The sequence below is a fragment of the Candidatus Kryptonium thompsonii genome (assembly GCF_001535985.1).
Lineage (GTDB): Bacteria > Bacteroidota > Ignavibacteria > Kryptoniales > Kryptoniaceae > Kryptonium > Kryptonium thompsonii.
The window spans coordinates 1-26,091 of the sequence record NZ_CZVS01000027.1 but is presented as its reverse complement, the minus strand read 5'-3'; the positions used below and the strand labels follow the sequence as shown (position 1 = coordinate 26,091).

Annotated in this window: 25 protein-coding genes; 17 read left to right on the top strand and 8 right to left on the bottom strand. The window is 37.2% G+C overall.

Translation table 11 applies throughout. The features are described 5' to 3' along the window. The 4 genes from aroC to AWW78_RS04865 form a co-directional block, all read left to right on the top strand. On the top strand, positions 1-1,006 hold a 1,006-nt coding region (gene aroC / locus AWW78_RS04880; protein WP_047134406.1), incomplete at its 5' end, for a chorismate synthase. Positions 1,007-1,071: 65 nt separating this feature from the next. Next, positions 1,072-1,986, top strand: coding sequence for a fumarylacetoacetate hydrolase family protein (locus tag AWW78_RS04875; RefSeq protein WP_234697331.1), 915 nt, complete (start codon positions 1,072-1,074; stop codon positions 1,984-1,986). A 23-nt stretch (positions 1,987-2,009) separates the two neighbouring features. After that, entirely contained in the window at positions 2,010-3,296 is a 1,287-nt protein-coding gene (locus AWW78_RS04870; RefSeq protein WP_075426120.1) for an aminotransferase class V-fold PLP-dependent enzyme, read from the top strand. Further along, positions 3,297-4,742 carry a glycosyltransferase family 39 protein gene (locus AWW78_RS04865; protein WP_047134405.1) on the top strand — a complete coding sequence of 482 codons (1,446 nt, stop codon included), beginning with the start codon at positions 3,297-3,299 and terminating at the stop codon, positions 4,740-4,742. Between the two features lie 3 nt (positions 4,743-4,745). Here AWW78_RS04865 and AWW78_RS04860 read toward each other — a convergent pair whose 3' ends face one another. The 8 genes from AWW78_RS04860 to AWW78_RS04825 all read right to left on the bottom strand — a co-directional run bounded on the left by AWW78_RS04860 (position 4,746) and on the right by AWW78_RS04825 (position 12,038). Continuing rightward, a complete protein-coding gene (locus tag AWW78_RS04860) occupies positions 4,746-6,068 on the bottom strand; it encodes an NAD(P)/FAD-dependent oxidoreductase (RefSeq protein ID WP_047134404.1) in 1,323 nt (440 codons plus the stop codon). 13 nt (positions 6,069-6,081) lie between these two features. Beyond that, the gene (locus AWW78_RS04855) at positions 6,082-7,476 is read right to left on the bottom strand and encodes an MBL fold metallo-hydrolase RNA specificity domain-containing protein (RefSeq protein WP_047134403.1); all 1,395 of its coding nucleotides are present in this window, start codon (positions 7,474-7,476) and stop codon (positions 6,082-6,084) included. Positions 7,477-7,478: 2 nt separating this feature from the next. Then, positions 7,479-8,372, bottom strand: a complete 894-nt coding sequence (gene porD / locus AWW78_RS04850) for a type IX secretion system protein PorD (RefSeq protein WP_047134402.1) — start codon at positions 8,370-8,372, stop codon at positions 7,479-7,481. Continuing rightward, positions 8,369-9,148: a tetratricopeptide repeat protein gene (locus tag AWW78_RS04845; RefSeq protein WP_047134401.1), complete on the bottom strand. Its 780-nt coding sequence runs from the start codon at positions 9,146-9,148 to the stop codon at positions 8,369-8,371. Before AWW78_RS04845 ends, porD begins: the two co-directional genes overlap by 4 nt. A gap of 30 nt (positions 9,149-9,178) precedes the next feature. Then, positions 9,179-9,814, bottom strand: coding sequence for a bifunctional nuclease family protein (locus tag AWW78_RS04840; RefSeq protein WP_047134400.1), 636 nt, complete (start codon positions 9,812-9,814; stop codon positions 9,179-9,181). 34 nt (positions 9,815-9,848) lie between these two features. Beyond that, a complete protein-coding gene (locus tag AWW78_RS04835) occupies positions 9,849-10,835 on the bottom strand; it encodes an electron transfer flavoprotein subunit alpha/FixB family protein (RefSeq protein WP_047134399.1) in 987 nt (328 codons plus the stop codon). Positions 10,836-10,897: 62 nt separating this feature from the next. Further along, positions 10,898-11,647 (bottom strand): electron transfer flavoprotein subunit beta/FixA family protein, encoded by a 750-nt coding sequence (locus AWW78_RS04830; RefSeq protein WP_047134398.1) that lies wholly within the window; start codon positions 11,645-11,647, stop codon positions 10,898-10,900. 205 nt (positions 11,648-11,852) lie between these two features. Next, a complete protein-coding gene (locus AWW78_RS04825; protein ID WP_047134397.1) occupies positions 11,853-12,038 on the bottom strand; it encodes a hypothetical protein in 186 nt (61 codons plus the stop codon). A gap of 223 nt (positions 12,039-12,261) precedes the next feature. Between AWW78_RS04825 and AWW78_RS04820 the strand changes: the two genes are divergently transcribed. From AWW78_RS04820 to AWW78_RS04760, 13 genes are all read left to right on the top strand, one after another. Further along, positions 12,262-13,458: an ATP-binding protein gene (locus AWW78_RS04820; protein WP_075426119.1), complete on the top strand. Its 1,197-nt coding sequence runs from the start codon at positions 12,262-12,264 to the stop codon at positions 13,456-13,458. Beyond that, positions 13,439-14,785: a sigma-54-dependent transcriptional regulator gene (locus AWW78_RS04815; protein ID WP_047134396.1), complete on the top strand. Its 1,347-nt coding sequence runs from the start codon at positions 13,439-13,441 to the stop codon at positions 14,783-14,785. Before AWW78_RS04820 ends, AWW78_RS04815 begins: the two co-directional genes overlap by 20 nt. Before the next feature lie 166 nt (positions 14,786-14,951). Next, positions 14,952-16,433 (top strand): alginate export family protein, encoded by a 1,482-nt coding sequence (locus tag AWW78_RS04810; RefSeq protein ID WP_047134395.1) that lies wholly within the window; start codon positions 14,952-14,954, stop codon positions 16,431-16,433. Between the two features lie 37 nt (positions 16,434-16,470). Then, positions 16,471-17,007 (top strand): choice-of-anchor V domain-containing protein, encoded by a 537-nt coding sequence (locus AWW78_RS04805; protein WP_075427450.1) that lies wholly within the window; start codon positions 16,471-16,473, stop codon positions 17,005-17,007. A 17-nt stretch (positions 17,008-17,024) separates the two neighbouring features. After that, on the top strand, positions 17,025-20,363 hold the full coding sequence (locus AWW78_RS04800; protein WP_075426118.1) for a molybdopterin oxidoreductase family protein: 3,339 nt from the start codon (positions 17,025-17,027) through the stop codon (positions 20,361-20,363). Positions 20,364-20,368: 5 nt separating this feature from the next. Continuing rightward, positions 20,369-21,124 (top strand): 4Fe-4S dicluster domain-containing protein, encoded by a 756-nt coding sequence (locus tag AWW78_RS04795; RefSeq protein WP_075426117.1) that lies wholly within the window; start codon positions 20,369-20,371, stop codon positions 21,122-21,124. Then, complete coding sequence (locus AWW78_RS04790) at positions 21,051-21,980, top strand: 4Fe-4S binding protein (RefSeq protein WP_047134393.1); 930 nt, start codon at positions 21,051-21,053, stop codon at positions 21,978-21,980. Before AWW78_RS04795 ends, AWW78_RS04790 begins: the two co-directional genes overlap by 74 nt. Positions 21,981-21,996: 16 nt before the next feature. Next, positions 21,997-22,251 (top strand): chaperone NapD, encoded by a 255-nt coding sequence (locus AWW78_RS04785; RefSeq protein ID WP_047134392.1) that lies wholly within the window; start codon positions 21,997-21,999, stop codon positions 22,249-22,251. Between the two features lie 23 nt (positions 22,252-22,274). Further along, the gene (locus AWW78_RS04780; protein WP_075426115.1) at positions 22,275-22,727 is read left to right on the top strand and encodes a QcrA and Rieske domain-containing protein; all 453 of its coding nucleotides are present in this window, start codon (positions 22,275-22,277) and stop codon (positions 22,725-22,727) included. Further along, complete coding sequence (locus AWW78_RS04775) at positions 22,724-23,740, top strand: cytochrome b (RefSeq protein ID WP_075426114.1); 1,017 nt, start codon at positions 22,724-22,726, stop codon at positions 23,738-23,740. Before AWW78_RS04780 ends, AWW78_RS04775 begins: the two co-directional genes overlap by 4 nt. Positions 23,741-23,761: 21 nt before the next feature. Then, on the top strand, positions 23,762-24,751 hold the full coding sequence (locus AWW78_RS04770; protein WP_075426113.1) for a multiheme c-type cytochrome: 990 nt from the start codon (positions 23,762-23,764) through the stop codon (positions 24,749-24,751). After that, positions 24,717-25,463 (top strand): hypothetical protein, encoded by a 747-nt coding sequence (locus AWW78_RS04765; protein WP_141653893.1) that lies wholly within the window; start codon positions 24,717-24,719, stop codon positions 25,461-25,463. Before AWW78_RS04770 ends, AWW78_RS04765 begins: the two co-directional genes overlap by 35 nt. 32 nt (positions 25,464-25,495) lie before the next feature. After that, positions 25,496-26,091 (top strand): GTP 3',8-cyclase MoaA (locus AWW78_RS04760; protein WP_047134391.1); only part of this gene is annotated, 596 nt, incomplete at its 3' end.

Here is a 26,091-nt window from a genome sequence, read left to right as displayed (position 1 = left end):
TAGGTTTGGTAAAACAATTGGAAGCCCGATTGCTTTAATAGTTCGAAATAAGGATTGGGAAAACTGGAAGGAAAAAATGTCCGTTGAAGGAATTGCCAAGAGTGAGGAAATTGAAAAAGTAACAGTGCCACGACCGGGGCATGCTGATTTCGCAGGGTATTTTAAATATGGTTTTGATGACATAAGAAATGTAATTGAGCGTGCAAGCGCAAGGGAGACAGCAATTAGAGTAGCATGTTCTTCAGTGGCAAGAAAATTGCTTGAAGAGCTTGGGATTTATATCGGGAGCCATGTAATTCAGATTGGATACATTGGATATGAAGATAGGGAAAAGCTTGAGAGGAAAATTCGAAGATTGATCTGCAAGCCCAAGGGAGCGCTTGAATTAAGTTTATTGGCTGATAAGTCCGAAGTAAGGTGCATTGACAAAGCTGTCGAGGAGAAAATGAAAGATATGATAAAGGAGGCGATGAAAAACGGAGATACAGTTGGTGGTATCTTTGAAGTGATTGTTACGGGATTGCCAGTTGGGCTTGGAAGCTATGTTCAGTGGGACAGGAGACTTGATGGCTTATTAGCGCAGGCAATTATGTCAATTCAAGCGGTAAAGGGGGTTGAGATAGGTCCAGCGTTTGAAAATGCAAAAAAATTTGGTTCGGAAGTTCATGATGAAATTTTTGTAAGGAATGGGAAAATTTATTGTAGGACAAACCGTGCTGGTGGAATTGAAGGTGGGATGACAAATGGGCAGCCAATAGTGTTAAGGGCAGCGATGAAACCAATTTCGACGGTTGTAAAGGGTTTATCAAGCGTTGATTTGAAAACATTAAAACCAGTAAGGTCAAGATATGAGCGTTCCGATTTCTGCGCAGTTCCATCTGCAAGTGTGATTGCCGAATCTGTAATTGCCCCTGTTATCGCAAATGCTGTACTTGAAAAATTTGGTGGTGATAGTTTGAAAGAACTGAAGAAAAATTTTAAAAACGCATTTTTTACAGCGTGGTGATTTTCTTGATAAAGTTTTAAAATTTTTTTAAAATTTGAAAAAGTTAAAAATAAAAACCGTGAAATATGAAGATACTTTCACTTCGCACAGAGAAGGAAAATTTTATCGGGATTATCTACGATGAGAGCGGAAGAATTTTGAATTTAACCGATGCTCTCCCTCTTTACCAAAAATTGAAAAATAAGATTGACGATTTCCCGTATATCAAAACGGTAACTGAACTTTTCCGAGAGCAGTTATTTAACATTGATCTTTTCAAAAGAGTTATTGATTTTGTTGAGAAACATAATTTAATGGAATATCTTTTCGTTAAGGAATCTGTAAGATATAATGCGCCTGTTGAGTTTCCGCCAAAATTTATATGTCTTGGGCGAAATTATGAAGAACACGCAAGGGAATTCGGTTCTCCAGCGCCTGTAGAAGAACCGATTATTTTTGCAAAGAGTAGCACCGCTGTAGTTGGGCATTTGGAAACTATTTATATCCCAACAGATATTGGAAGGATTGATCACGAGGTTGAGCTTGCAGTTGTTATAGGGAAGAAAGGGAAAAGAATCAAGAAAGAAAATGCTTGGAGCTATATTGCTGGATATACAATTGTTGTTGATGTCACTGCAAGGGAGCTTCAAAGGAAAGATATTCAAGCTCAGCATCCATGGTTTAGATCAAAAAGTTTAGATTATTTTGCCCCTATGGGACCATGGATTGTGACTGCGGATGAAATTCAAACGCCTGTGGAGCTTGATTTAAAGTTGTGGGTTAATGATGAACTCAGACAGAACTCAAACACAAGGAATATGATTTTTGATATTCCTTCAATAGTTGAATCAATTAGTAAGTATATAACGCTTTACCCTGGAGATGTAATTTCAACTGGAACTCCTGAAGGGGTAGGACCAATTAAGCCTGGGGACAAAATAACTGCGTGGATTCAAGGCATAGGTGAACTTGTAAATTATGTTGAAGCCGAGGTAGATTAAAAAAATTAACATTTTAAAGATTTATGCGAAGAAAGGAATTTTTAAAATCAATGGCATTTTTAACATTTGGAGCACTTTTCCCAAATTCAAAAAAGTTAGATTACATAAGCATTGAGAATTTTAAAGAAAAAATTTCAAGTTTTAATTCAAGTGATCCCAAGTTTTGGAAGTTAATTCGTGATCAATTCCCAATTCCGAAAGATTTTACCTACCTTAACACAGGTGGTCTTGGCTCATCTCCCTTCGTTGTAGCTCATAAAGTGAAAGAGGAAACGGATATCCTTGACAAATATCCGACGCCAAATCATGATCTTGAAAAGTGGTGGAAGGTTAAGGAAAAATGTGCGGATATCTTCGGTTGCGATAAGGAGGAAATTGCTCTTGTAAGCTGTGCTACCGAGGGAATTAACATTGTTGTAAATGGTTTGCCTTTGAAGAAAGGCGATGAAGTTATCTTGACGACACATGAACACGCAGCGGGAAATATACCTTTGTTGAACCGAGCTAAAAGAGATGGGATTGTTTTAAAAACCTTTGAACCTGACGCAAAAAATTGGGTTGGAAATCTTGAAAGGCTTGAAAAGTTAATAACTAAAAGAACAAGGCTTATTTTCGTAAGCCATATAACCTGTACCACGGGACAGCGTCTCCCTGAGAGAGAGATTTGTAAGCTTGCGAAAGATAAAGGATTATGGGTTTTCCTTGACGGGGCTCAGGTTCCCGGGATGATGCCTGTGGATGTTCGTGAATATGGTTGCGATTTTTATACGACAAGCGGACATAAATGGCTTCTTGGTCCAAAGAGAACGGGAATTCTTTATGTTAAGAAGGAAAATCTCGAACTCGTTCAACCTCTTACAGTTGGGGGGTATTCCGATGCTGGATATAGCGTGGAGAAAAATGAGTTGAAATTTCAGCCTTCTGCGCAGAGATTTGAATACGGGACACAAAACCCAGCTCTGTTTTTTGGACTTGAAACAGCTATTGATTTTTTAAATGCCATTGGAATTGATAAGGTATGGGAGCACGATAGAGCTCTTGCCGAGGCTTTTTATCAAGAGCTTATTAAGATTGCAAATGTTGAAGTTTTATCTCCAGAGGAGGAGAACTTTAGAACCGCAATGATAACATTCAGAATGAAAAATATAACCTATGACAAAATTGTTTCATATTTAATGGAAAAAAGAATAAGGGTTAGACCAGTTACTGAGGGAAATTTAATGGCTGTCAGGGTTTCCTTCCATGTTTATAACAATGAAATGGATGTTGCGAAAATTTTAAGTGAGATTAAAAATCTTGCTCAGTCATGAATGAGATCAAATGTTTTTATCTTTATTCTTGCGTTGAGTTTATTTTTAAGGATTTTTTTGCTTGATTTTGAAAGTTTGTGGCTTGATGAAGGTTCCTCAATTAAGTTTGCGAAGTTGAGCATACCTGAATTGATCAAGGCGTCCCAAGCCGATGGAAATCCACCACTTTATTATCTCATCTTACATTTTTGGATAAAAATTTTTGGCGATTCTGAATTCTCGTTTCGTTTCCCATCGGTTATATTTGGTGTGCTCATTGTGATAGCTGTATACCAATTTTGTCTCGAGTTCTGGAGCAGGGAAGTAGCCATCTTTTCCTCGTTTATGACGGGAATTTCGGTCTTTCAAATTTTTTATTCGCAGGAAGCAAGGATGTATGCTTTGCTTTGTTTGCTCTCTCTTGTCTCGTTTTTTTATTTTGTCAAGATCTTAAAGCAAGGTAAATTCAAACACTATGTTTTTTACACTTTTACAAATATTCTTTTGCTTTACACGCATCTTTACGCTTTCTTTACAATCTTTGCTCAACTTATTTTCGTGGCATTTCAAGAGGGAAAGAAGTTAAAGGTTTTTCTTCTCTCCTTGTTTATTTCTTTCCTGTTCTTTATACCGAGATTTTTAATTGTGTTAAAGCAAGCCAATGAAATTTTGATTTCAGGCGAATTTTGGTTGCCGAGACCTGATTTTATTGATTTTTTGAAAACCCTGATTCAATTTGCTGGGGCAACATATCCAATGCCAAGGGATGAGTTTGGAAATGTGATTTTGGGTAGGTTTATAATTGAGTATTCAAATTCCGCTATTTTACTCTTTATTATGCTTGCAATGATCGTGTTCTCAATTTTTAATTTTAAAGAGTTTAGCCATGAGAAGAGAAAAATTTATTTAATTTTTTGGTTATGGTTCATTATCCCAATTTTAGTCCCGTTTGCGTTGTCCCAATTTTTGACTCCTTTTTACTTTACGAGATATGCAATTGCTTCATCTATTGCGTTTTATTGTCTCGCTTCAATTGGATTTGAAAATTATAACGGTAGATTTAGAAAATACATTGTGTATATCTTTTTGCTTCTCTCTGTTGTAAATCTCGGATGGTACTATGGCAAAACAAATAAGGAAGAATGGAGGGAGGCAGTTAAATTTGTTGAGGAGAGAGCAAGGGGTGGGGATTTGATCATAGCGAACAAATATGTTTTTTACTACTATTCAAAAAAAGATGATGTTGTGAAAATTAAGCTTCCTGATGTTTCGGAGCAAAATAAAAATGTGTTAATCGACGAATTGAATAGTTTATCGCAAAAATATAAAAGGATTTGGTTTGTTTCTTCACATCAACCTAAGCTTGAAGATATAGTGGTTAAGGTTTTAAGTAATTCAATGTCGCTTGCCATGAAGAAAAAGTTTCTTGGGATAGAGATTTTCCTTTTTGAGGAAATAAAAAGGTAAACTTCATCTGTCAAGAATTTTATCTTCAAGTCGCATGTAGCCTCGGATCAAATGGCTTATTCCAAATCTAATTGGTTCAGGTGGCCAGGGGATCGTTTTGCGGTTTACGAAAAATATCTCAGTCAATTCAGATTTTCGTTCGAGAAGCAATTCGGCAAGCAATTTCCCATTTAGGATTGTGAGTGATACACCATGTCCGACACAACCGAGGCTGTAATAAGCTCTATCGTCTCCAATTTTTCCAATTGCTGGTGCCATATCAATCGGAACAGAAACGGGTCCACCCCATTGGTGTGTAAATTTTACATCTTTTAAAACGGGGAAAACTTTCTTTACATAATCTTTTAGCTCATTGAAAATTCTTTCATTTTCATCGTAATTCATTTTTCTCCCAAAGCCAACGCTAACATCACCGCCTCCCATGAGTAATCTGTTATCTTTCGTTAATCTATAGTAATGAACCAGATTTCGTGCGTCTTCGATCCCTTGTCTATTTTTCCAACCAACTTCGTTAAAAAATTCTTCACCAAGTGGTTCTGTTAAAACGATATAGGTGAAAGCTGGAACTTGTTTTCTTCTTAATTGAGGAAAAAGATGAGAGAATGCGTTTGTAGCAAATAAAATCTTTTCAGCTGTTAAAATTCCGTTGTTTGTTTTTATGGTGAAATGAGTTTTATGGCGATTTACTTCATTTACAGGGGAATATTCGAAAATCTTTACGCCAAGGTCGAGATTTAATTTTCTTATTCCCCACGCAAGTTTTGCTGGATTAAGCAAAACGCATCTTAGCTCCCACCAAGCTCCGAGATAGAGGGGACTGTTGACTTCCTTTCTAACTTGTTCTTGTGAAATCCACTCTATTCCTTCAATCCCAAGGGAGCGCATAAGGTTTATTTCGTGCTGAATTCTTTTCACATATGCCTTTGATGTTGCGACCCTTAAAAATCCAGGTCTTTCATAGTCGCAGTCAATTTTATTTGATGTTATAAACTCTGAAAGATAATCAACCGCTGTTTCCATATAGTGATGTGCTTGAACTGCTTTTTCTTTGCCAAATCTTATCGCGGTTAAACTGAAAGTTAAGCCGAAAAGTGTCATCCCGAAGCCCGCGTTTCTTCCGCTCGCACCATAACCACAGATCTGGTTTTCAACTATTGCGACATCAATTGAGGGATCAATTTTTTTAATGTGATATGCTGTTGAAAGCCCTGTGAAACCACCGCCGATTATCGCTATGTCAGTTTTTACATCTCCTTTTAGTTCAGGTTGTGGTTCAAATTCGCCGGCTGTTTCAAGCCAAAAACTTTTTCTTCTGAAGTTTTCCATTTTTTCAGCATTTTTAAATTTCGAATGTTTCCCCTCTTTGAGGAATAATTACATTTTCAAACCCAATTTCTTTGAGAGCATCAGCAAGTTTAATCGATTGCTCCTCTTCACCGTGAACAACAAAAATTCCTTTTACATGTTTTCTATCAATATGGCTTATATAACCGATTAGTTCATTTCTATCTGCATGAGCGCTTAAGGCATCCATTGAGATAACTTCAGCGTTAACCGTGTATTCATCTCCAAAAATTTTAACTTTTTTAACCCCATCTTTTAGTTTCCTTCCAAGTGTATTTTCAGCCATATATCCGACGATTAAAATTATGTTTCGGGGGTTTTCAATATTGTTCGCAAGGTGATGAAGAATTCTGCCGGTTTCACACATACCTGAGGCGGAAATGATTATACATGGTTTTTCATATTTGTTTAACTTTTTAGATTCCTCAACTTCAGTTATGTAATGAAGCATTGAAAAATTGAATGGATCTTTACCGTTTAAAAGAAATTTTCTCATTTCGTCATCGAAACATTCCGGGTGAAGCCGATAAATTTCTGTGGCGTTGACAGCAAGAGGGCTATCAATAAAGATTGGAATTTTAGGTATTTTATTGGCGCCAACAAGTTTATGAAGTATGTAAATCAACACTTGGGTTCTGTCAACGCTAAATGCAGGGATTATGATTTTGCCATTTCGATCGTAAGATTTTATCACGATTTCAGCAATTTTTTGTTCAACGGATTCGATCTCCTCGTGGATTGTCCCACCGTATGTGCTTTCCGTTATCAGAAAATCGACATTTCCAATTAATTCGGGGTTTTTTAAAATTGGTCTGTAAGGTCTTCCGAGATCTCCGGTGAATGCGAGGCGAATTTTTGTCCCATTTTCTTTTATGTTAAGAACAGTTATAGCTGATCCCAAAAGATGACCTGCATCATAAAAAATTAAATTAATCCCGGTGGCTATTTCAATTTCTTTTCTATATGGAAGTCCAACAAAATGTTCGAGGGCGCGAACTGCATCACTGGCTGTGTATAAAGGCTCGATTAAAGGCTCACCTTTTTTCTTTAATTTTTTATTCAGATATTCTGCGTCTTTTTCGTGTATATGTCCGCTATCAATTAGCATTATGCTTGCTAAGTCGCGGGTGGCGGAAGTTGAAAAGATTTTTCCAGAAAATCCCTTTTTAACAATCTGAGGTATGTTCCCGCTATGGTCGATATGTGCATGGGATAAAATTATAAAATCAATTTCTTTCGGATCAAAAGGGAAATTTTCATTTATTTCTCTAGCTTTGGCTCTTCTACCTTGATAAAGGCCACAATCAAGCAAAAACTTTACCCCATTGGCATGGATGAGATGCATTGAACCCGTTACGGTTCTTACTGCACCAATGAATTGAATTTCCATCTTTAGTCTTTCATGTATTCCAGATAGGTTGATTGATGGGATGGATCAGCAAGGACTAATTTTTTAAAAATCGCTTCTTTATTTTTTGCATGTTTTAAGATTTCGGCAAGTTCCATATACTTAGCATCGAAGAAAAGTTTTACAAGCGTAGATGTCGGATTTTCACTCTTTATTTTTATCAAAACGTCAAGCGCTGAATCAATTGTTGCGATGGCATCTTCAGGTTGTTTTTGAAACAGGTCAAGTCCATTGTAGTGATAATCGTACATCATTTTTCTAAAACTAGCGTATTTTGAGTTGAGTAGTTCATCTATCAAATTAAATCTACTGTAACCCGAAGTAACTTTTTGCCATCCCCTTGAATATCTTGAAGATTGAGCATTTGTACAAATTCTGAAGGCTTTTTCAAAGAATTCAGTTCCACCAAACGGTTCATATGTATCAAAATCATAACCAATGACGATATACATGTAAAAGTCAATCAAACTTAACAGCGGGTCGAAGCGAAATTCGTCGTGATATAACGGTGCATTTTTATCGTAGAAGAACTCAACTTTATCATCGAAGATTCTCAAAACAGCTGTGCTTTTATCTGAATTATAAATTTTTCTTTGTGAACCAATAAAAATTTGAGCTTGGTAATTATTTCCACTTGCGGATGTGAAAAAAATATTTAAGGTGCATTGAATTTTTTCATCACCGAGATCAACATTCGTCCATTTGTAAGTGTTAATGTAGCGTTGAATTTTTTCGGCGAAGTCGGATAAATCGGATTTGTTTTGTGGTGGGAGTTGTTCAAAATTAACCGTAACTTTACATTCAATTTCCTGTGCAAGTAAACTCTGGATAGAAAGAAAAGATAAAAGGAGAAAAAGAGGGAAAAATTTTATCATCATGGGGCTTTATCTTTTATCTTTTCCAAAAGTTCTTTCGCTTCCGCTCTAAATTGGGGGTCATCTTCATCTTCTGTTGGAAGTTCTGCAATTTTCGCAAGGTGTTCTTTTGCTTTTTTGTAATTTTTAACTTCGATATAAGCCTTTGCTGCATCGAGGCGATACATTATGAATGTTGGTCTTAAGCTTATTGCCTTTTCAAAATTTTTTATCGCATCATCGTAATTTGCCCAGCCAAGTCCCAAGGGAGCGCGGAACAATTTTGGTTTTTCGCACAACTTTGCATGTGTTCTTCCAAGAACATAATAAGCAACGCTATTGTTCGGGTCAAGCTGAATTGCCTTTTCGCAATCTTCTTTTACCTTTTTTACAAGGTCAATCGATTCCCACACACCTTTGAAGAGAGCAATTCTACCAAGTGCGATCGCCCTTCGTGTATAACCCATTGAACCATTTGGATTTACTTGGATTGCAAGTTCAGCGTATTCTCTCGCCTTTTCATACATCTCAAGTTGTTTTTGTTTCTCTTCTTTTGTTCTTGTAGGGAGGTGTTCGCCGATATCAACATAAACTTTACTTAGTTTCCAAAGGACATTGTAATCTCGCGGATTAATTTTATATGCCTCAAGGTATTTTTCCAACGCTTTGTAGTTATCAAACTTTTTCTCAGAGTATTCGTCACCCTCAGCGATGAGTTGGTTGAACTTTTCGTTTGATTGTGCAATTGCAAGCTTAGATAAAATTGCCAAAGCGATGAGAAAGGAGAAAAAGTGTTTCATTTTGCGCCTCCTAATTTATTTTTGCAGTTGTTAATCGCCCATCTTCAATCTTCTGATTTCATCACGAATTTTCGCAGCTTTCTCGTACTCTTCTTTTTTAATTGCCTCTTCAAGCTGTCTTTGAAGTTCAGCTATTCTCTCCTCTTTTGAAGTTGGCTTTGGAGTTCGTTTCGGAGTTGGGGGTTGGGAAATATCTTCACTCGGCGCAAGTGGGTTTTCTTCTTCCTCTTCTGCTTCTTCTTCAATTTGTGATTCCTCCTCTGGAGCAAAACTTGCTTCCTCCATAACCTCGTCATTTACATAAATTGGAACCCCGCATCTCAAAGCAATTGCGATTGCATCGCTTGGCCTTGAATCGATTTCATAAGTCATTCCATTTAATTCAAGATAAATCTTTGCGTAAAATGTCCCATCTCTTAAATCTGTGACAACAACTTCAAGGATATTAACCCCAAGCCCATCAAGTATATTTTTTATCAAATCATGCGTTAAAGGGCGTGGTGGTTTTATCCCCTCCATCTCGAGGGCAATCGCCTGTGCTTCAAAGGAACCTATAATTATCGGCAAGCGTCTATCACCCCCAACTTCTTTTAGGATCAAAGCGTAAGAACTTGGTCCCGTAGGCGTTGCAGATAAACCAACTATGTCTACCTGAATCTTTTTCACCTTAAATCAGTCCTCCTTGTTTTTAAAGTTTAATTTACTTCCCAAGAACTTTCTTCAGTTCCGCGGTAAGAGCTGGAACGACCTCAAATAGGTCACCCGCTATTCCATAATCCGCAACCTGAAATATCGGTGCATCTTTATCTTTATTTATCGCGACAATCACCTTTGATGATGACATTCCTGCTAGATGTTGAATTGCTCCGGAGATTCCAATTGCAATGTAAAGTTTTGGTGAAACTGTTTTTCCAGTTTGACCCACTTGTTCGTCATGGGGACGCCATCCTGCATCGACAACTGCTCTTGAAGCACCAACAGCAGCACCTAGGACTTCAGCAAGTTCTTCAATAAGTTTAAAGTTCTCAGGTGCTTTCAAACCCCTTCCACCTGATACAACTATATCTGCTTCTGTCACATCAAGTTTCCCTTTTGTAGATTCGACTTTTTCAAAAGCAACAACTTTGAAATCATCATCAGTTAAATTTACATTAAATTTTTCCACTTGAGCTAACTTTCCGTCACTTTCCCCAGCAGGGAAGACGTTGGGTCGCAGTGTGTAAATTTTTTTAGTGGAGTTAATTTTTACCTTTATGAAAGCTTTTCCTGCGTAAACAGGTCTGGTTGCAATCACTTCGCCATTTTCAACTTTTAAATCTGTGCAATCCACTGCAAATCCAGCGTCGATCTTTCCGGCGACCCTTGGTGCTAATTCTTTACCCATTGCAGTCGCAGACATAAAAAGATATTCAATGTCGAGTTCTTTCATTACCTCAGATATTACTTTCGCGTAGGCAGTTAAGGAATATTGACCAAGTCTTTGATCCTGTACAATAAAAACCTTTTCAGCTCCATAATTGCCGAGCTCAGGTGCTATTTTCTCAGTGTTTTCGTCCCCAATGACAAGTGTATAAAATTCAGCTGATAGTTCATCAGCAATTTTTCTACCTGTTCTTACAGCTTCAAACGCGGACTTTTTAAATTTCCCTTCCCTTTGTTCGGCGAAAGTTAAAACTTTCATTGCCATTTTTTCCTTCTTGAATTTGTTTTAAGATAATTATTCCATAAGTATTTTGCAACTTAAAAATTTTAAATTACTTTCGCCTCTTCTCTTAACAGGCGAACAAGTTCGGGAACCGCACTTGCATCTGTGCCCAGAATTCTTCCTGGCTTTTTCGGTGGTGGGAGCAACATTTCGATGACTTCAGTCTTGTTTTCAAACTTTGGTGCTTCTCTTTCTTCAACAGGCTTGCTCTTTGCTGCCATTATTCCTTTAAGTGATGGATATCTTGGTTCATTTAAACCTCTTTGTGCTCCAATTATTATCGGAAGTTTTCCTCTAACTTTCTCTCTCCCGCCTTCAATCTCCCGCTCTGCTATGACAGTTCTATCTTCATTAATTTCAAGTTTAACAACAACAGTAATTGAAGGTATTCCGAGAAGTTCTCCAACTAAACTTGGCATCGCTTGATCATCGTAATCAATCGATTGCTTGCCAAAGAATGTTATATCTGGTGAAATTTCTTTTAAAACTTCAGCAAGTGCTTTTGCGATTGAAAAAGTATCACGCTGTGAATCATCTTTAAGCAAAATTCCTTTGTCAGCCCCCATTGCAAGCGCTTTTCTTATTACCTCAACATTTTCGCTCCCGCCAAGTGAGATGACGATAACTTCGCCACCAAACTTTTCCTTTACTCTTAATGCTTCTTCGACTGCGAATTCATCATAAGGATTTAAAATGTAATTTACCCCCGTTTTGTCAATTGTTTTACCATCTGCTCCAATTTTTACTTTTGTTTCAGTGTCTGGAACCCGATTTACGCAAACAGCAACTTTCATGGGTGAGTTCTTTTTTGTTTTGAATTAAGGTTGTTTTTCTTTTTTAAGGAACTTTTTAAACACACTTAAAAAATAGTTATTTTCCTCAAATGTTCCAACTTAATTTGAGTGTAAGATATCCCCTGTGTTAAAATTAACACTTTTCGATGAGCAAATTTTGTCAAGTGAGAAGAGAGCGGTCAACTAAACAGCAATTTTAAAACTCTTATTTTTCCTTTTCCACTGCTAATTTTCCTATACCATAAGCTATTGCAAATAGTAAACATGTTTGAGCGAAGTTATGCCATGTAGCATTGGCGAAGATAATAGTATGCCCCAGTATCTTTCCGAGCAACCCAATTATCAAACTTATGATAGCAACTACCACCCCTGCTAAAACTATCCTATTCATAACCTCCTCCTGTTTTAGGTTTTTGTTTCACTAAAAGTTAAGAAATAAAGATAACACTGTCAATAGGTTTTAGATTAACTCTTTAATGGCTGAGGCAATATTGCCACAATTGTGACAAAAATATGTCACGATTGGGCAAAGAAAGGCATTAATTTACAATTGATTTAGATATTGGCAAAGTTTTTGTGATTAGATTTATCAAAAAACATAAGGACCTTGTGATATGCCTTTTTCAAACTTAGTCGATAAGGATTTGCTATTTAAAATACTTGATGCTATTGATGAAGGAATAATTTTTGTTGATGAAGAAGGGCGAATGCTTTATATGAACAAATCGGCTGAGAAATATAGGAACATAAAAAATGAAGAACGACTTGGCACTTCCGTTGTAATGTGTCATCCTGAATCTATTCATAGTAAAGTGCTTGAGGTTCTCGAAAATTTTAAAAAAGGGATCGTGACCAAAAGGCATAAAATCGTGCACGCAAATGGGAGATATTACGAAAATATTTATAATGTTGTTCATGATGACAACGGCAAATACATAGGCTTGGTTTTAGAAACGAGGGATATAACCGAAAAGTTTATGCTTGAGAGAGAGCTGAAAAAGATGAATGAGGAACTTGAGAGAAAGGTAAAAGAAAGAACAGAAGAAATAAGGATGGCGTATGAGCAGTTAAGGAGGGCGCAGGAAGTTTTGATGCAAGTTGAGAAGATGACTTCAATTGGGAGATTTGTTGCAGGTCTTGCCCATGAAATAAATAATCCGCTTGACGGGATACAAAATTGCATAAGAGCAGTTCTTGCTGAGCCAGATAATAAGCAGAAACTGCGTGAATTTTTAGGTCTTGCACTTGAGGGTTTGGATAGAATTGAGCTTATTGTTAGACGGTTGCTTGACTACGCTAAACCTCATATTTTTGAAAGGATTGATTTAAATATAAACGATATCATTGAGGATGCCCTTGCAATAGCTCAATTTAGGATAAAGGATAAAAAGATAGAGGTTGAAGAAAATCTTAGTGATGAGGAATTGATAGTTGTGGGTGACTTTCATTACCTTGAACAAGTTTTCGCAAATATAATTTTTAATGCTATTGATGCTGTTAACTTCAACGGTAAAATTGAAATAGAAACATTTGGTGATGATAAAAGTGTATTTGTTAAGATAAAGGACAATGGCTGTGGAATACCTGAAAGCATATTGAATAAAATTTTCGATCCTTTCTTTACAACGAAGCCTAACGGTACAGGATTAGGACTTTATCTAAGTTATAATGTTGTTTCAAGTCATGGTGGGAGGATTGAAGTTAAGAGTAAGGTCGGTGAGGGAAGTACTTTCACCGTTATACTTCCAAGAAAAATTTTAGACGAAAATAAACAAGGTGAAAATGTAAAGTATGAAAGTAGTTATTATTGAGGATGAAAAAATAAAAAGAATAACATTAAGAGATGCGTTGCTCAAGGAGGGATATGAAGTTGTTGATTTTGAGTCGCCGATTTTTGCGGTAAATTACATTGAGCAAAATGATGTTGATGTAGTTGTTACTGATATTCGCTTACCTGATATGGATGGAATGGAAGTTTTAAAAATTATCAAGAAGATCAACCCCAATATAATGGTCATAATGATAACAGCTTATGGAACTATAGAAAATGCTGTTGAGGCGATGAAGCTTGGTGCATACGATTATATCACCAAACCTTTCTCTTCAGAAAGATTGATTATGATTTTAAAGAAGATCGAAAAATATAAAGAACTTGAGAAAGAGAACATAGAACTTAAAAAACGCCTTGATGAAAGATATTCATTCTCTAATATCGTTGGTAAATCAAAAGCCATGCAGAATATATACTCCCAAATAGAGATAGTAGCTCAAAGTGATGCAACAGTATTAATAATTGGGGAAAGTGGTACTGGAAAAGATTTGGTCGCAAATGCGATTCATCAATTAAGCCCAAGAAAAAATAAACCGTTTGTTAAATTAAGTTGTGCGTCTTTGCCTGAAACTTTACTTGAAACTGAACTATTTGGCCACGAAAAAGGTGCTTTCACTGGAGCTATAAAAGAGCGAAAGGGAAAATTTGAATGTGCAAATGGTGGAACTTTGTTTTTAGACGATGTTGATGATATTCCCTTAAGTTCTCAGGTAAAATTGCTAAATGTCATTCAAGAGAAAAGATTCGAACGGATAGGCGGAAATGAGAGTATAAAAGTTGATGTGAGGTTGATATGTGCAAGTAAGGTTGATTTGTTCAATCTTGTGAAGTTGGGAAAATTCAGAGAGGATTTATACTACAGGATGAGCGTTATACCAATAAAAATTCCACCCCTAAGAGAGCGCAGGGAAGATATCCCATTGCTGATAGAGCATTTCTTAAATAAATTTGGAAGACCAGAGTTGAAGTTTACCCCTGAAGCGATGGAAGCAATGATTGCATACGAATGGCCTGGCAATGTAAGGCAGCTTGAGAATATAGTACAGCGAATTGTGGTCTTAACGAAAGGAAATGTTGTCACAAGGGAGGCGCTACCCAGTGAAATTACTGGGGCGATAAGGTCAGGTATTGATAACATTTGGAACAAGGAAAAGATAGATCTGGAAAAAGTGTTAGCTGATTTTGAGCAACGTGCATTAAGATGGGCTCTTGAAAAATCTGGGTATAACCAAACAAAAGCTGCAGAGATACTAAATCTCAAAAGGACAACCTTAAGAGAGAAAATGAAAAAATACGGTTTGATATAGAGCCTACCCCCCTTTAAAAAGTGTCAAAAATTTGTAAGCTGACGATTTTCCGACGCTTTCCCGCCACTTGAATTATTAATTTTTTCAAAATTAGTGGGTTAATTCCATGGCATAAATTTTGATAAAAGAGTTTATTGATTTTTAGAAAACAAAAAAGAGTTCTCAAATGGAAAGGCGAACATTTTACTTAATTGTTTTAACGATTTTCCTAAGTGTAGTCACATTCTCACAGGTTAAAATTACCGATAATTTAACTCTTAACCTGAATGGAACTTTTAACACATGGTTTCAGTATCAACAAGATTTTTGGGTTAATAAGGGAACTTACAATGATGCCTATATTGTGCAGAAGAAAAGTTTTAAGCAGGAAAATTCGAATCAGGGTGATGTTAAAATTAAAACAAGATTTGATATGGCTCAAGGATGGTGGGGGGTTGATAATGAGCCACCTCTGAGGAAAGTCTATGGTGGAAAAAGTGCAAGCTTATTGTATAACAATAAGGACGTTCATTATCTATTTCATGTTGACCAGGCATATGTTTGGTTCAGGGTTCCGGCGTTGAAGACAGCTTTCTCCGTTGGTAGAATGCAGTGGCTCGTTGGGAACAGGATACTGATTGATAATAACTACGATGGTGTGCAAGCAGATATTTCGGTGGGGGATGGAGTTTTAAAACTTGGGTGGGCGAAAGTAAATGAAGGCGTTGATGCTTTGAGTGATGCTGATAGTGTGGCAAGCGATTACAATAACAGTTGGGATGCAAGGGATGCCGATCTTTATCTTGCGAATTATTCTAAAGCATTAAAATTTGGCAATACGAAACTTGATATTTATACTTTTTACTACATTGACCGATCAACGAGGGATGGAAATGCTTATATCCCCAACCTCTTGGATTATAAGAAAGTAAGATTTTCACCTCAGATAACGAATCTTTTTGGAATAGGGGTAGCTGGAAGTTCCAAATTTGGTAAGTTGTCGCTTGATTATGAAGTAAACTATCTAAAGGGGAAGGATAAAATTAATAACGCTAATTATGGGCCAACTTTTGATGTTGATATTAACAATGGGGATATTGATGGTGGTAATATTTATTTGAAGGGTGTTTACTCTGCGACTGACAAAGTTAAGCCAGGTTTTATTCTTGGTGTTGGTTCTGGGGATCCTGATGGTCCATGGGGTGGGAAAGGTAATGTTACGAAGTTGAGAACAGCTGGATTTTTCTATATTACAGAGGTTTGGGAAGATTCAATTATGCCAGATGAGGAAGGTATAACACCGCAAGGACTTGGTGCACCAAATGTGCGAGGTTATCGCGAACTTGAAAACACAATAATTGGTCAAGCCAATTTAACGTTTATTCCATTTACTAATTTGAGCTTGTTTGTCTCTTATTCGTACATAAGGGCGAATAAACCAATTTATGCTTGGGATGCAGCGGGTCCCAAACCTAACCTTTCAGCTAAAGACCTTGGATGGGAGGTTGATTTTAAGGCTGATTATAAGATGCATGATGGCAAAGTTATATTAACACTGAGGGGTGGCTATTTCAAACCAGGGAAAGCAGCGGGTTATCTCATCAATGGAACTGATGAATATAAAAAGGCAGCATGGGAATTGAAAGGCGAAGTTTGGTTTAACTTCTAATTTTTTAACGCCCTGGCTTTTAAGCCAGGGTTCTTTTATGAAAATTAAAAAGAGGTTAGCGATGAAAAATGGAATTTTAGTTTTGACAGTGGCAGTAATAATTCTTTCTGTAGCAAATTTAGTCTTAAATAAGGATGATATTTACGCTCATTCAAATGGGGTTCCGTCTTTTGAATGTGACGAATGTCATTCGGGGGCTGAGGATAAAAATATTGAAATCCTACTTAAGGGTGTGCCTGAATCTTACATTAGCAATAAAACTTATAGTTTGAGCCTCGAAATTAATAGTGATGTAATTAGTGAAGGAGAATACGCGGGTGGATTTGCGCTTAGTGTATCTGGGGGTAAACTCATTGTCGAAGATAGGAAAAACACTCAAATCTCTGAGAATTACTTAACTCACACTATTGATGGTAGTAAACTTAGGGAGTGGAAATTCAAGTGGGTTGCCCCAGCGCAAAAAGGAGTTGGTGAGGTTGAGTTTACAATTATGGCGGTTGCAGCAAATGGAGATTATTCACCCAATGGTGATGTTGTCGGGGTTGAAACTTTTAAAGTTAAACCCAAAAAATAAAGGAGGGAAACGGTCCAATGAGGATAACAAGAAGAGAGTTTTTAAAATTGAGTGCAATAGCTTCAGCTGCGCTTGCTGCTGAAATTTATATGCCTGACAAAATTTTCCCTCAAGCGAAGAATGTAAAGTCATTCCCAGCTGGTCCATGTAGATATTGTGCTGTTGGATGCACGACTATAGCTGAATGTGAAGTTGATGAAAAGGGTAACATACTTAAGGTTTTAGCAATAAAGGGCGATAAAAACAGCAGTGTTAACCGTGGGGTTTTGTGTACCAAGGGATTTTATCTGCACAAGGCGCTTGAATATCCAGGTAGACCTGTAAATCCTATGATTAGAAAAGAGTGGCTTAATCCTAAAACTGGGAAGCCAGATCTCTCAAATTCCCCAAGGGTTTTACAAGGTAAAACATCTAAAGACCCAGATGGTTTAAAGCCTTCTGAGATTGATTTGAAAGAGAATTTTGTTGAGATTTCATGGGAGGACGCAATTGAATTCGTCGCAAACGCTGTTGAGAAAGCTGTTAAGGAACATGGGAAATTTAGCGTTGCGTATTATGGAAGCGGTCAACTTGGAACGGAAGAAACACATATAATGAATAAAGTATTCAAGGGCGGTGGGTTGCTTGCGAATAACTCAATTGAGGGTCAACCAAGAACATGTATGGCAAGCGCGGTTGTTGGTTATCTTTATACCTTTGGAAAAGATGAACCTTATGGAAGCCTTGATGATATTGATGTGCCAGATCCAGATTATAAAAAACATGCAGATACATTTTTCATAATTGGGAGTAATATTGCAGAGGCTCATCCAATTATATTTAATAGAATAGCTGCTGTAAAGAGTAAAAACCCAGATAAAGTTAAGGTAATAATTGCTGATCCCAGAAAGACAAGATCAGGGGTGATAGGGGATATTTGGTTGCCCATTTCAAGTGGTAGAGATATTGCTTTGATAAATAGCATGGCTTATGTGATAGCTTTTGAACTTGACAATGCAAAGTATGATCTCGAGAAAGGTGAAGTGAGCGCAAATTGGAAATATCTTGATAAAAAATTTATTTACAGACATGTCAGCTTTGGGATTCATGAAGATGTTAAGAAGATTTGGATAAAAACAGAGTATGGAGGCGTAAGAGGAACAGCTTGGGATCTATCGTATACAAATACTCCACGATCGGTTTATCCTGACCCAAAGAAAAAGTATAACTCTGAAGATGAAATTGAAAAAGACTTATGGAAAGGGTTTGCTATATTCTTAAGATTTCTTGAGGATTATAAGCCTGAGAAGGTTGCTGATGCAATATTTGAGGGAGAAAGCCCATTGATATATGACAGGACAAGTAAAACATGGAAGAAGATAAGTGGTCCTGAGGCGATCAGGATAGCAGCTAAATGGTTTGCTGAAGGATATGTTGTCACTTGCTGGACGATGGGTGTTAACCAGAAATTGCAAGGTAGTTGGGTAAATGCATCCTTACATATGCTTCATTTAATAACTGGTAAGGTTTGCAAACCTGGAAGACATTCGTTTAGCTTTACGGGTCAGCCAAATGCATGTGGCGGGATAAGAGCTCCAGGGGCACTTTGCCATGCACTTCCATATGGAAGGTTAGTAGCGAACCCGTTGCATAGAAGTGCGATTGAGGGTATTTGGAAAAATCGACTTAGAGATTATCTGAAGAAGAAAGGTTATTCGGATGATCAAATTGAAGAGGAAACAAAGGAGATTGCAATTCATCCAATTCCAGGACCTCATACCGTTGAGATGTTTAGAAGGTATGGTGCGGGTCAGATTAAAGTTATGTTCATCTCAACTGTAAATCCAGGGCAGAGTTTACCATATGCATATCCGTATAGATTAGCGTGTGCTGGAGCAAGCAAAGGCGAGCCTTGGCCAATTACTATAACTCTTGAAGCATTTCCAACCTCATCAACTTTGGTATCTGACATTATTTTGCCTGCCGCAAGTTGGTACGAAAAAGAGTTTGTTTTCGGAAATCTTGAAAGAAGATATCAATTGGTTAAGCAAGTTGTTAGGTCAAAGGGCGGAGCGTTACCTGATTCGGTTATATTTGCCATGATAATGAGAAGATTAGAAGAGAAAGGCATCGTTCCGAAAGGTCATATATCTCAATTCTGGCCTGTTGACTATAGCGAGAAAGAATGGTTGAAGAGAACTATCGTTGAAGCAAAAGAACCTCAGTGGATTAGAAAATTTACAGGGAATATATGGGATGAATTAAGGGAACTTTCGAAGGGAACTGGATACGAGTTCACCGGGATGCATAAAGAGTTGTTGTTAAACAGAAACTGGGGTTATAGAATTCCTATGCCTGAGGCATTTCACTCCGATGAGGGGATAAAGCAAAGATACTTAAAATATGAATCAAGAATTCAATATGCCTATCCATACGATCCTATAGTTGATCTTAGAACCAAAGCTTATTTAAGTAATCTTGAAAAATTTAACCCTGTTTATAAGAGATGGGTTGAAAAAAATCTTGAGGAGGAAAAAGTAGACCATGAATATCACCGGGCTAATAATGTGCCTAATGGCTGGTATGTTAGCTTCTATAATTCAAATGTATTTATACATGGCATGGTTGATGATCCGTCGGACCCAACCAAGAAAATTTTTGTGATTGATGGGCGCGCTATAGCCTGGGCGAATCCATGGTGGGCTTGCAAATGGGATGGCAAAAACTTTGTCAAATACAAAACAGTGGAAATTATCGAGAGGAAATTTAATCCGAAGAAAGTTGAGGTTAACTCAGCTGCTCCTTATGATGAAACTGCTAAGTATACCGTTAGTGTGATTGGTGACCCAGACAAGGAGTTAACAGCGTTGAAGTTGATAGCTCTTAGCCCAGGTGAGTTTCCGAACTTGAGGTGTGCATATAAGAAGCCCGATGGGACCGAGATAGTTATTTATGACACAAGCGAGTATAAGTATGGAGCCAGCACAGGAAGAGTTCTTGAGCATTGGCATACGGGAACTATGACGGGTAGAGTTCCAGAGCTTATGAGAGCTGTGCCAGGAGCTTATGTTGAAATAAATTCTGAGCTTGCAAAGGAGCTTAAAATTAATGATGGTGATCCAGTTATTGTTGAAACACAACGGGGTAAAATTGAATTGAAAGCGAAGGTTCTCGATGTAACCAAAGCGACGGGAGGACCAAGGAAAGATTTCGTTTTCATCCCATGGTTTGATGAAAGAAAATTGATTAACATGATAATGCCTGACAGATTTGATCCATTTAGTTTCCAGCCAGATTATAAGATGTTTGCTGTGAAGCTCTATAAAGGAACTTTGCGTGTGAAGCAAGCACTACCAGATAAACCCGTTAAAACTTGATCTTTATGAATAGACGAAATTTTCTGAAAATACTTTTTTCAGCTCTTGGAATTTTCTCGCTTTCTGGGCTTTGGATTAGCACGAGGGTTGGGGATAAAAAAAGGAATTATCAATTCCCCGACCCTCTCTCTGATTTATTTAAAGATTCGGTGAATATATATCCTCCAGGCGCTGTTGATGATTTCACTTCGAAATGTATTAGTTGCGGGATTTGCGCAGATGTTTGCCGTCAACTTGGTTATAATGCGATAACATTTACAAGTTTAAAAGATGGACTTTCATCCGCTTTGCCAGTTGTGAAGGATATGAGGGATAACCCCTGTACTTTGTGTATGGAGTGTACCAAGGTGTGTCCAACTGGTGCTTTAATTGAGATTCCAAAAGATAAAGTTAGAATGGGAATTGCGTTAATTGATTTTTCCATTTGCTTGGGTTGGAATGGTGATGTGTGTCTTTCTTGCAGTAAGGCTTGTCCGTTGGGAGCAAGGGTATTTGAATTTTACAATAGCGAGTGGGGAAATCAACCATATATAAATGAAAATTGTGTTGGGTGTGGTTATTGTGTCAAGTTCTGTCCCGTTGGTGGGTCGGCGATAAAGGTTGTTGATATTAAAACATACAAATCTGGAAGAGATAAGTACCTTGCCGAGTTTAAAAAACTTTTAAGTATAAGTAGCGAGGAAAGATATGAAATTGTATACGGCGAGAATTTACCCAAAATACTTGAAAGAGGTAAAGAGTTTGAGAGGGAATATCAATAGAATTTTTAAGCTGAGACACTACGTGATGCTTTTTATTCTGCTAATCTTCATATTGCAATTTTTTGGGTTGAAGATACTTGTTGGCAGTCTAACAAGTTCTGTGATTTTTTATAAAATTAACTTAATAGATCCATTTGCCTTTTTGGAAGTTTCAATTGCAACGAGATCGGTTACAGTTATTCTTTTACTATCCCTTATCCCTGTAATCGTTATTTATCTTGTATTCGGGAGAGCATTTTGTGGTTGGGTTTGTCCTTTTGATTTTATTTTTAAGTTGATCGGCAAACTCAGCCCGCACTCAAAAAGAGAAACTCGTCTTATCAGAGGCAATGGTTTTGGTAATGTAAAAAGTGGGATCAATAAGTGGTTATTGGTTGTGGCATTCATAGTTTTAGCACTTATAATTAAGGTGCCTATTTTTACTAGGTACATTTCACATAATACAAATCTGTTCAGGGCTATGTCGTCACTAAGCGGGATTATCAAGAGTATGTCGTATGCCTTGGATGAATTTTTGTTTTCGATTTCAATGATAATTTTGCTTGTCGCTTTTGAATATTTCTTTCCAAGGAAATGGTGTAGGAGTTTTTGTCCCGTTGGAAAAATTTATGGTTTGTTTAACAAGATAAGTTTAATAAAACTGAAGTTTGAGAATTCCGAAATGTGCAAAGAGTGTTTTGTTTGTCAGATTAAGTGTTACATGGGTGTTCCACTTCATGAGTTTATTTTAAAATCAAAGGAAAGAAATGGGAAGGTTTCAGGACGGTTTATCGACTGTATTTATTGCGGTGAGTGTGTTTTGGCTTGTGAGAAAATTCAAGAAGGAGTCTCAAGCATAAAAATTAGTTTAAAATAAAAAGGAGGAAGCATAAATGATAATAGCAAGTGGATATATTGAGGCTCATTCACCCGAATACGTGCCAGGAATTCTTGACGAGCTTAAATCGAGAGGGATTGAAGTGCCTGCTTTTGAGAATGAGAAAGTTGTATTTGTTTTAGAGGGAGATACCGAAAGGGAAGTTAAAATAATTATAGAGAATTTGCGTGAGTTGAATGGGGTAAGGGAAGTTTTTCTAAGCTACTATACTGTGGAAGGCGCTGATAAAGGCTCAGATTTTGAAGTTTGAAAATAAAATTTGGAGAAGCGAACATGAAAAAAGAAACAAGGCGTGAATTCTTGGTAAATCTAATTATGGGTGGTGGGATTTTAAGTGCTTTCGTTTTATTTATCTTCAATATAGCCAAGTATATTTACCCCAAGTTAGGGGCTCCAACTTTCAGAAAAGTTGTGATTGCTAAAGCTGATGAAATAGAACTTGGTCAAGTTAAAGAAGTAAGATTTGGTGATCAAATTCTTTATCTTGCAAATATCAATGGGAAATATAAAGTTTTTTCATCGATATGCACTCATCTTGGATGCAGAGTCAGGTGGGAGGAGAACAATCAACGATTTTTCTGTCCATGTCATCATGCTGTGTTTGATAAAGATGGAAAAGTTTTATCGGGACCTCCGCCAAGACCTTTAGATGAGTTTAAGGTTGATGTTGAAGGAAGGTTTGTTTATATGTGGGTAGAAGAAAAGAAATCTTGGGGGATAATATGAATGAAAAGAACCTTATTGACTTTAGAAAAATTAAGCAAGCTATATTGGATGAACCGATCCCAATGCATATGAAAAATTGGTTTTATGCTCTTGGAGTTACACCGTTTATTTTGTTTATTTTTCAGGTTTTGACAGGAATTCTTTTAACTATTTATTATGTTCCATCTCCCGAGTTGGCTTATAAAAGTGTTAAGTATATAACTGAAGAGGTGCGACTTGGCTTTTGGATAAGAGGCTTGCATAGATGGGGTTCTAATTTGATGGTAGTAGCAGTTTTCCTTCATATGGTTCGTGTCTTTTTCACAAGAGCATATAGAAGACCTCGTGAGCTAAACTGGATAATTGGTGTTTTGATGTTTTTCATCACTTTGGGGTTGTGCTTTACAGGATATTCTTTGATTTACGATCAACTTTCTTACTGGGCAACGACTGTTGGAACGAATATGATAAAAGAGATACCTATTTTCGGCAGTTTATTTTTGCATCTTTTAAGAGGCGGGGAAATAGTTAGCGTAAATACGCTGACAAGATTTTTTAATCTCCATGTAATATTTTTGCCGACTTCTCTTTTAATGCTTATTGCATTGCACATAATACTCGTGCGAGTTCATGGTGTGTCGCAGCTTGAAGGTATAGAAGATGACGAGGTATATAAGTTCTATCCCGAACATGTTTATCATGGGGCTATTATTGCATTATTTTTGCTAACTGTTATGAGTGCTTTAACCGTCGTGCTTCCGCCTGGAATTGGTGAACCAGCTGATCCTAATGTTACACCACTACATATAAAACCTGAGTGGTACTTCTTTGCCATCTATTTTGTGCTCAAGTATGTTCCACTTAAACTTGGAATTACCTTAATGTTGATTTTTTTAATCATCATGACTTTTTGGCCATTTATCGATGAATTGCTTCGGAAAAAGTTTCCTCAGGTAAAATGGCATTATATTTTAGGTTCGATCGTCATATTGCTCTTTTTAATTTTTACTGTTTATGAAACTGTATCCTATTAAACAAACAAAAAGAGGTAAGCTATGGATAAAAACGAATTGAGAACACAGAAATTGTTAATAGGTATATTTAGCATATTGTTAACGGTTGTACTTGTAATAGTTGCTGGTGTAGAGGCAAAGAAATCAACTGAAACAAAGCCTGTTATTGAAGTTACTGGCGTAAATAAAAGATGTGTAAGTTGCCATACGGAAAAGGGCATAGCTGTTAAAGCGATTGATCAATGGAAGGAAAGTCAGCATGCTATCAAGAATATAGGTTGCATTGATTGCCATAAAGCTGAAAAAGGCGATTTCGACGCTTTTTATTGTCCTGATAGCGACATTCTCGTTGGGCGTCATCCTACACCAAAGGATTGTGCTGAATGCCATCAACAGCAAGTTGAGGAATTTGCCCAAAGCAAGCATGCGCATCAATTTTGGATAATAAAAAATGACGACAGGTCTATATTTGAACCAACGATAACGACACGACATGGTTGTGAGCAATGCCACAATATAAGCATTGTTTGGCCTGATAAAAGCGTAGGTGAATGCGACGCATGCCATCCAAAGCATACTTTCTCAAGAGCTGTTGCTCGTCAACCTGAAACTTGCGGCGAATGCCACATCGGTCCAGATCACCCGCACATTGAAATATATCTTGAATCAAAGCATGGAAATATCTTCAGAGCAAAGGAAAAACAGATGAACTTAAATTATGCGAGCAAGGATTTGAAAAAGATTCCAATTGAAGTTCCAACATGTGCAACTTGCCATATGGACGGAAACGAAACACAGCCGTCAACTCATAACGTAAGTGCCAGATTAGCTTGGGAATCACAAGCAGCGTGGAGTTATAGAACTGTTTGGCTTCAAGATAAACTCGGTGATTGGACAATAAAGCGTGCACGGATGGAGGCTATTTGTAAGAGTTGCCATGCTCCAGAGTTCGTTGAAACCTATTTTCTTACTGCGGATCTTGTGAACTTGCAATATAATGAGCTTCGTCGGGTTTTTTGTCTATTGGGTTAAGAAACTTAATAAAAACGGTTTGATAAAAGAACTTGAAGCGAACGGGAAGAAATATTCTGATGTTGTATTAAACGGCTGGGACGAGGAGCCTGAACACTTAATGTATCATGCTTGGCACCATGAAGGAAGAAGATTTAGGCATGGGGCAATTATGATGGGTGCTGATTACACGCAGTGGCACGGCATCTGGGAGCTCCAAAATGATCTAGTTGAACTTATAAGATGGGCTGCTGAGCATGGTGACCCTGAAGCGAAACAATGGGTAAACTCAAGACATCCATCAAAGTTTATGCCCTATCCTATATATGATATTCCCGGTAATGCATGGGGCATAAATCCACTTGCTAATAAAGTTCCATTCCTTTATGTCAACTACGATGATTATTGGGACAGGGTGTATCAGAATGTTAAGTATGCTTATGAAAAAGGGTTGCTTTCGGAGAAGCAGTGGCAGCTTTGGCTGAAAAGATACAATAACAAGGAGCATTATCTTGGTACAAAATATAATGCTGATTCGGTCTATAACTATTACCTGCAGTTGAACGCAATTGATACAAAAGCAATGAACGAACAAGTTGTTAATATGCAGTTGCCGGGAAAACCCTTCTATCAGCCGAGACCCGGAGTTATTGCTGGACCAAGTGAGAAAGTAATAAAACAGCAATTAGGTAGAAAGGAAGAAAAATATAGCCCTGAATCGGGCACAAAATAAAGATTAACGTTAAAAACAACAAATAGGTGAAGATGAAATTATGTGATTTATATGGACGTCAAATAAACTATCTTAGAATATCGCTTACAGATAGGTGTAATTTTAACTGCATTTATTGCAGAAGCAACGGAGTAGAATTTTTGAAGCGTGAAGATATTTTGACGCTTGAAGAAATAGAATTTTTGGCTTCGTTCTTTCATGAAAAGTTTGGTATAGAAAAGGTTCGTTTAACTGGTGGCGAGCCATTTATGAGAAGAGGTATAGAAAGAGTAATAAAAAATTTGGCAGAGAAAAATTTAAAGGTTAAGATAACAACGAATGGATTTTTCCTGAGCAAATTTTCGAAATTTTTATCTGAATATGAAGTTGGCGTAAATGTTAGTCTTGATACTCTTGATCCGAAGAAGTTTAAGAAGATAAGTGGTTTGGATGGTTTTAGTGAAGTTATGGAGGGAATTGATAAAGCTATTAATGATTGTGTGAAATTAAAAATCAATAGTGTGATTTTGCGTGGTGTAAATGACGATGAGATATTAGATTTAGTTGATTTCGCATGGGCAAGAAATGTTGAGATAAGGTTTATTGAGTTCATGCCGTTTACAGAGGTGTGGAATGCATACTTTATATC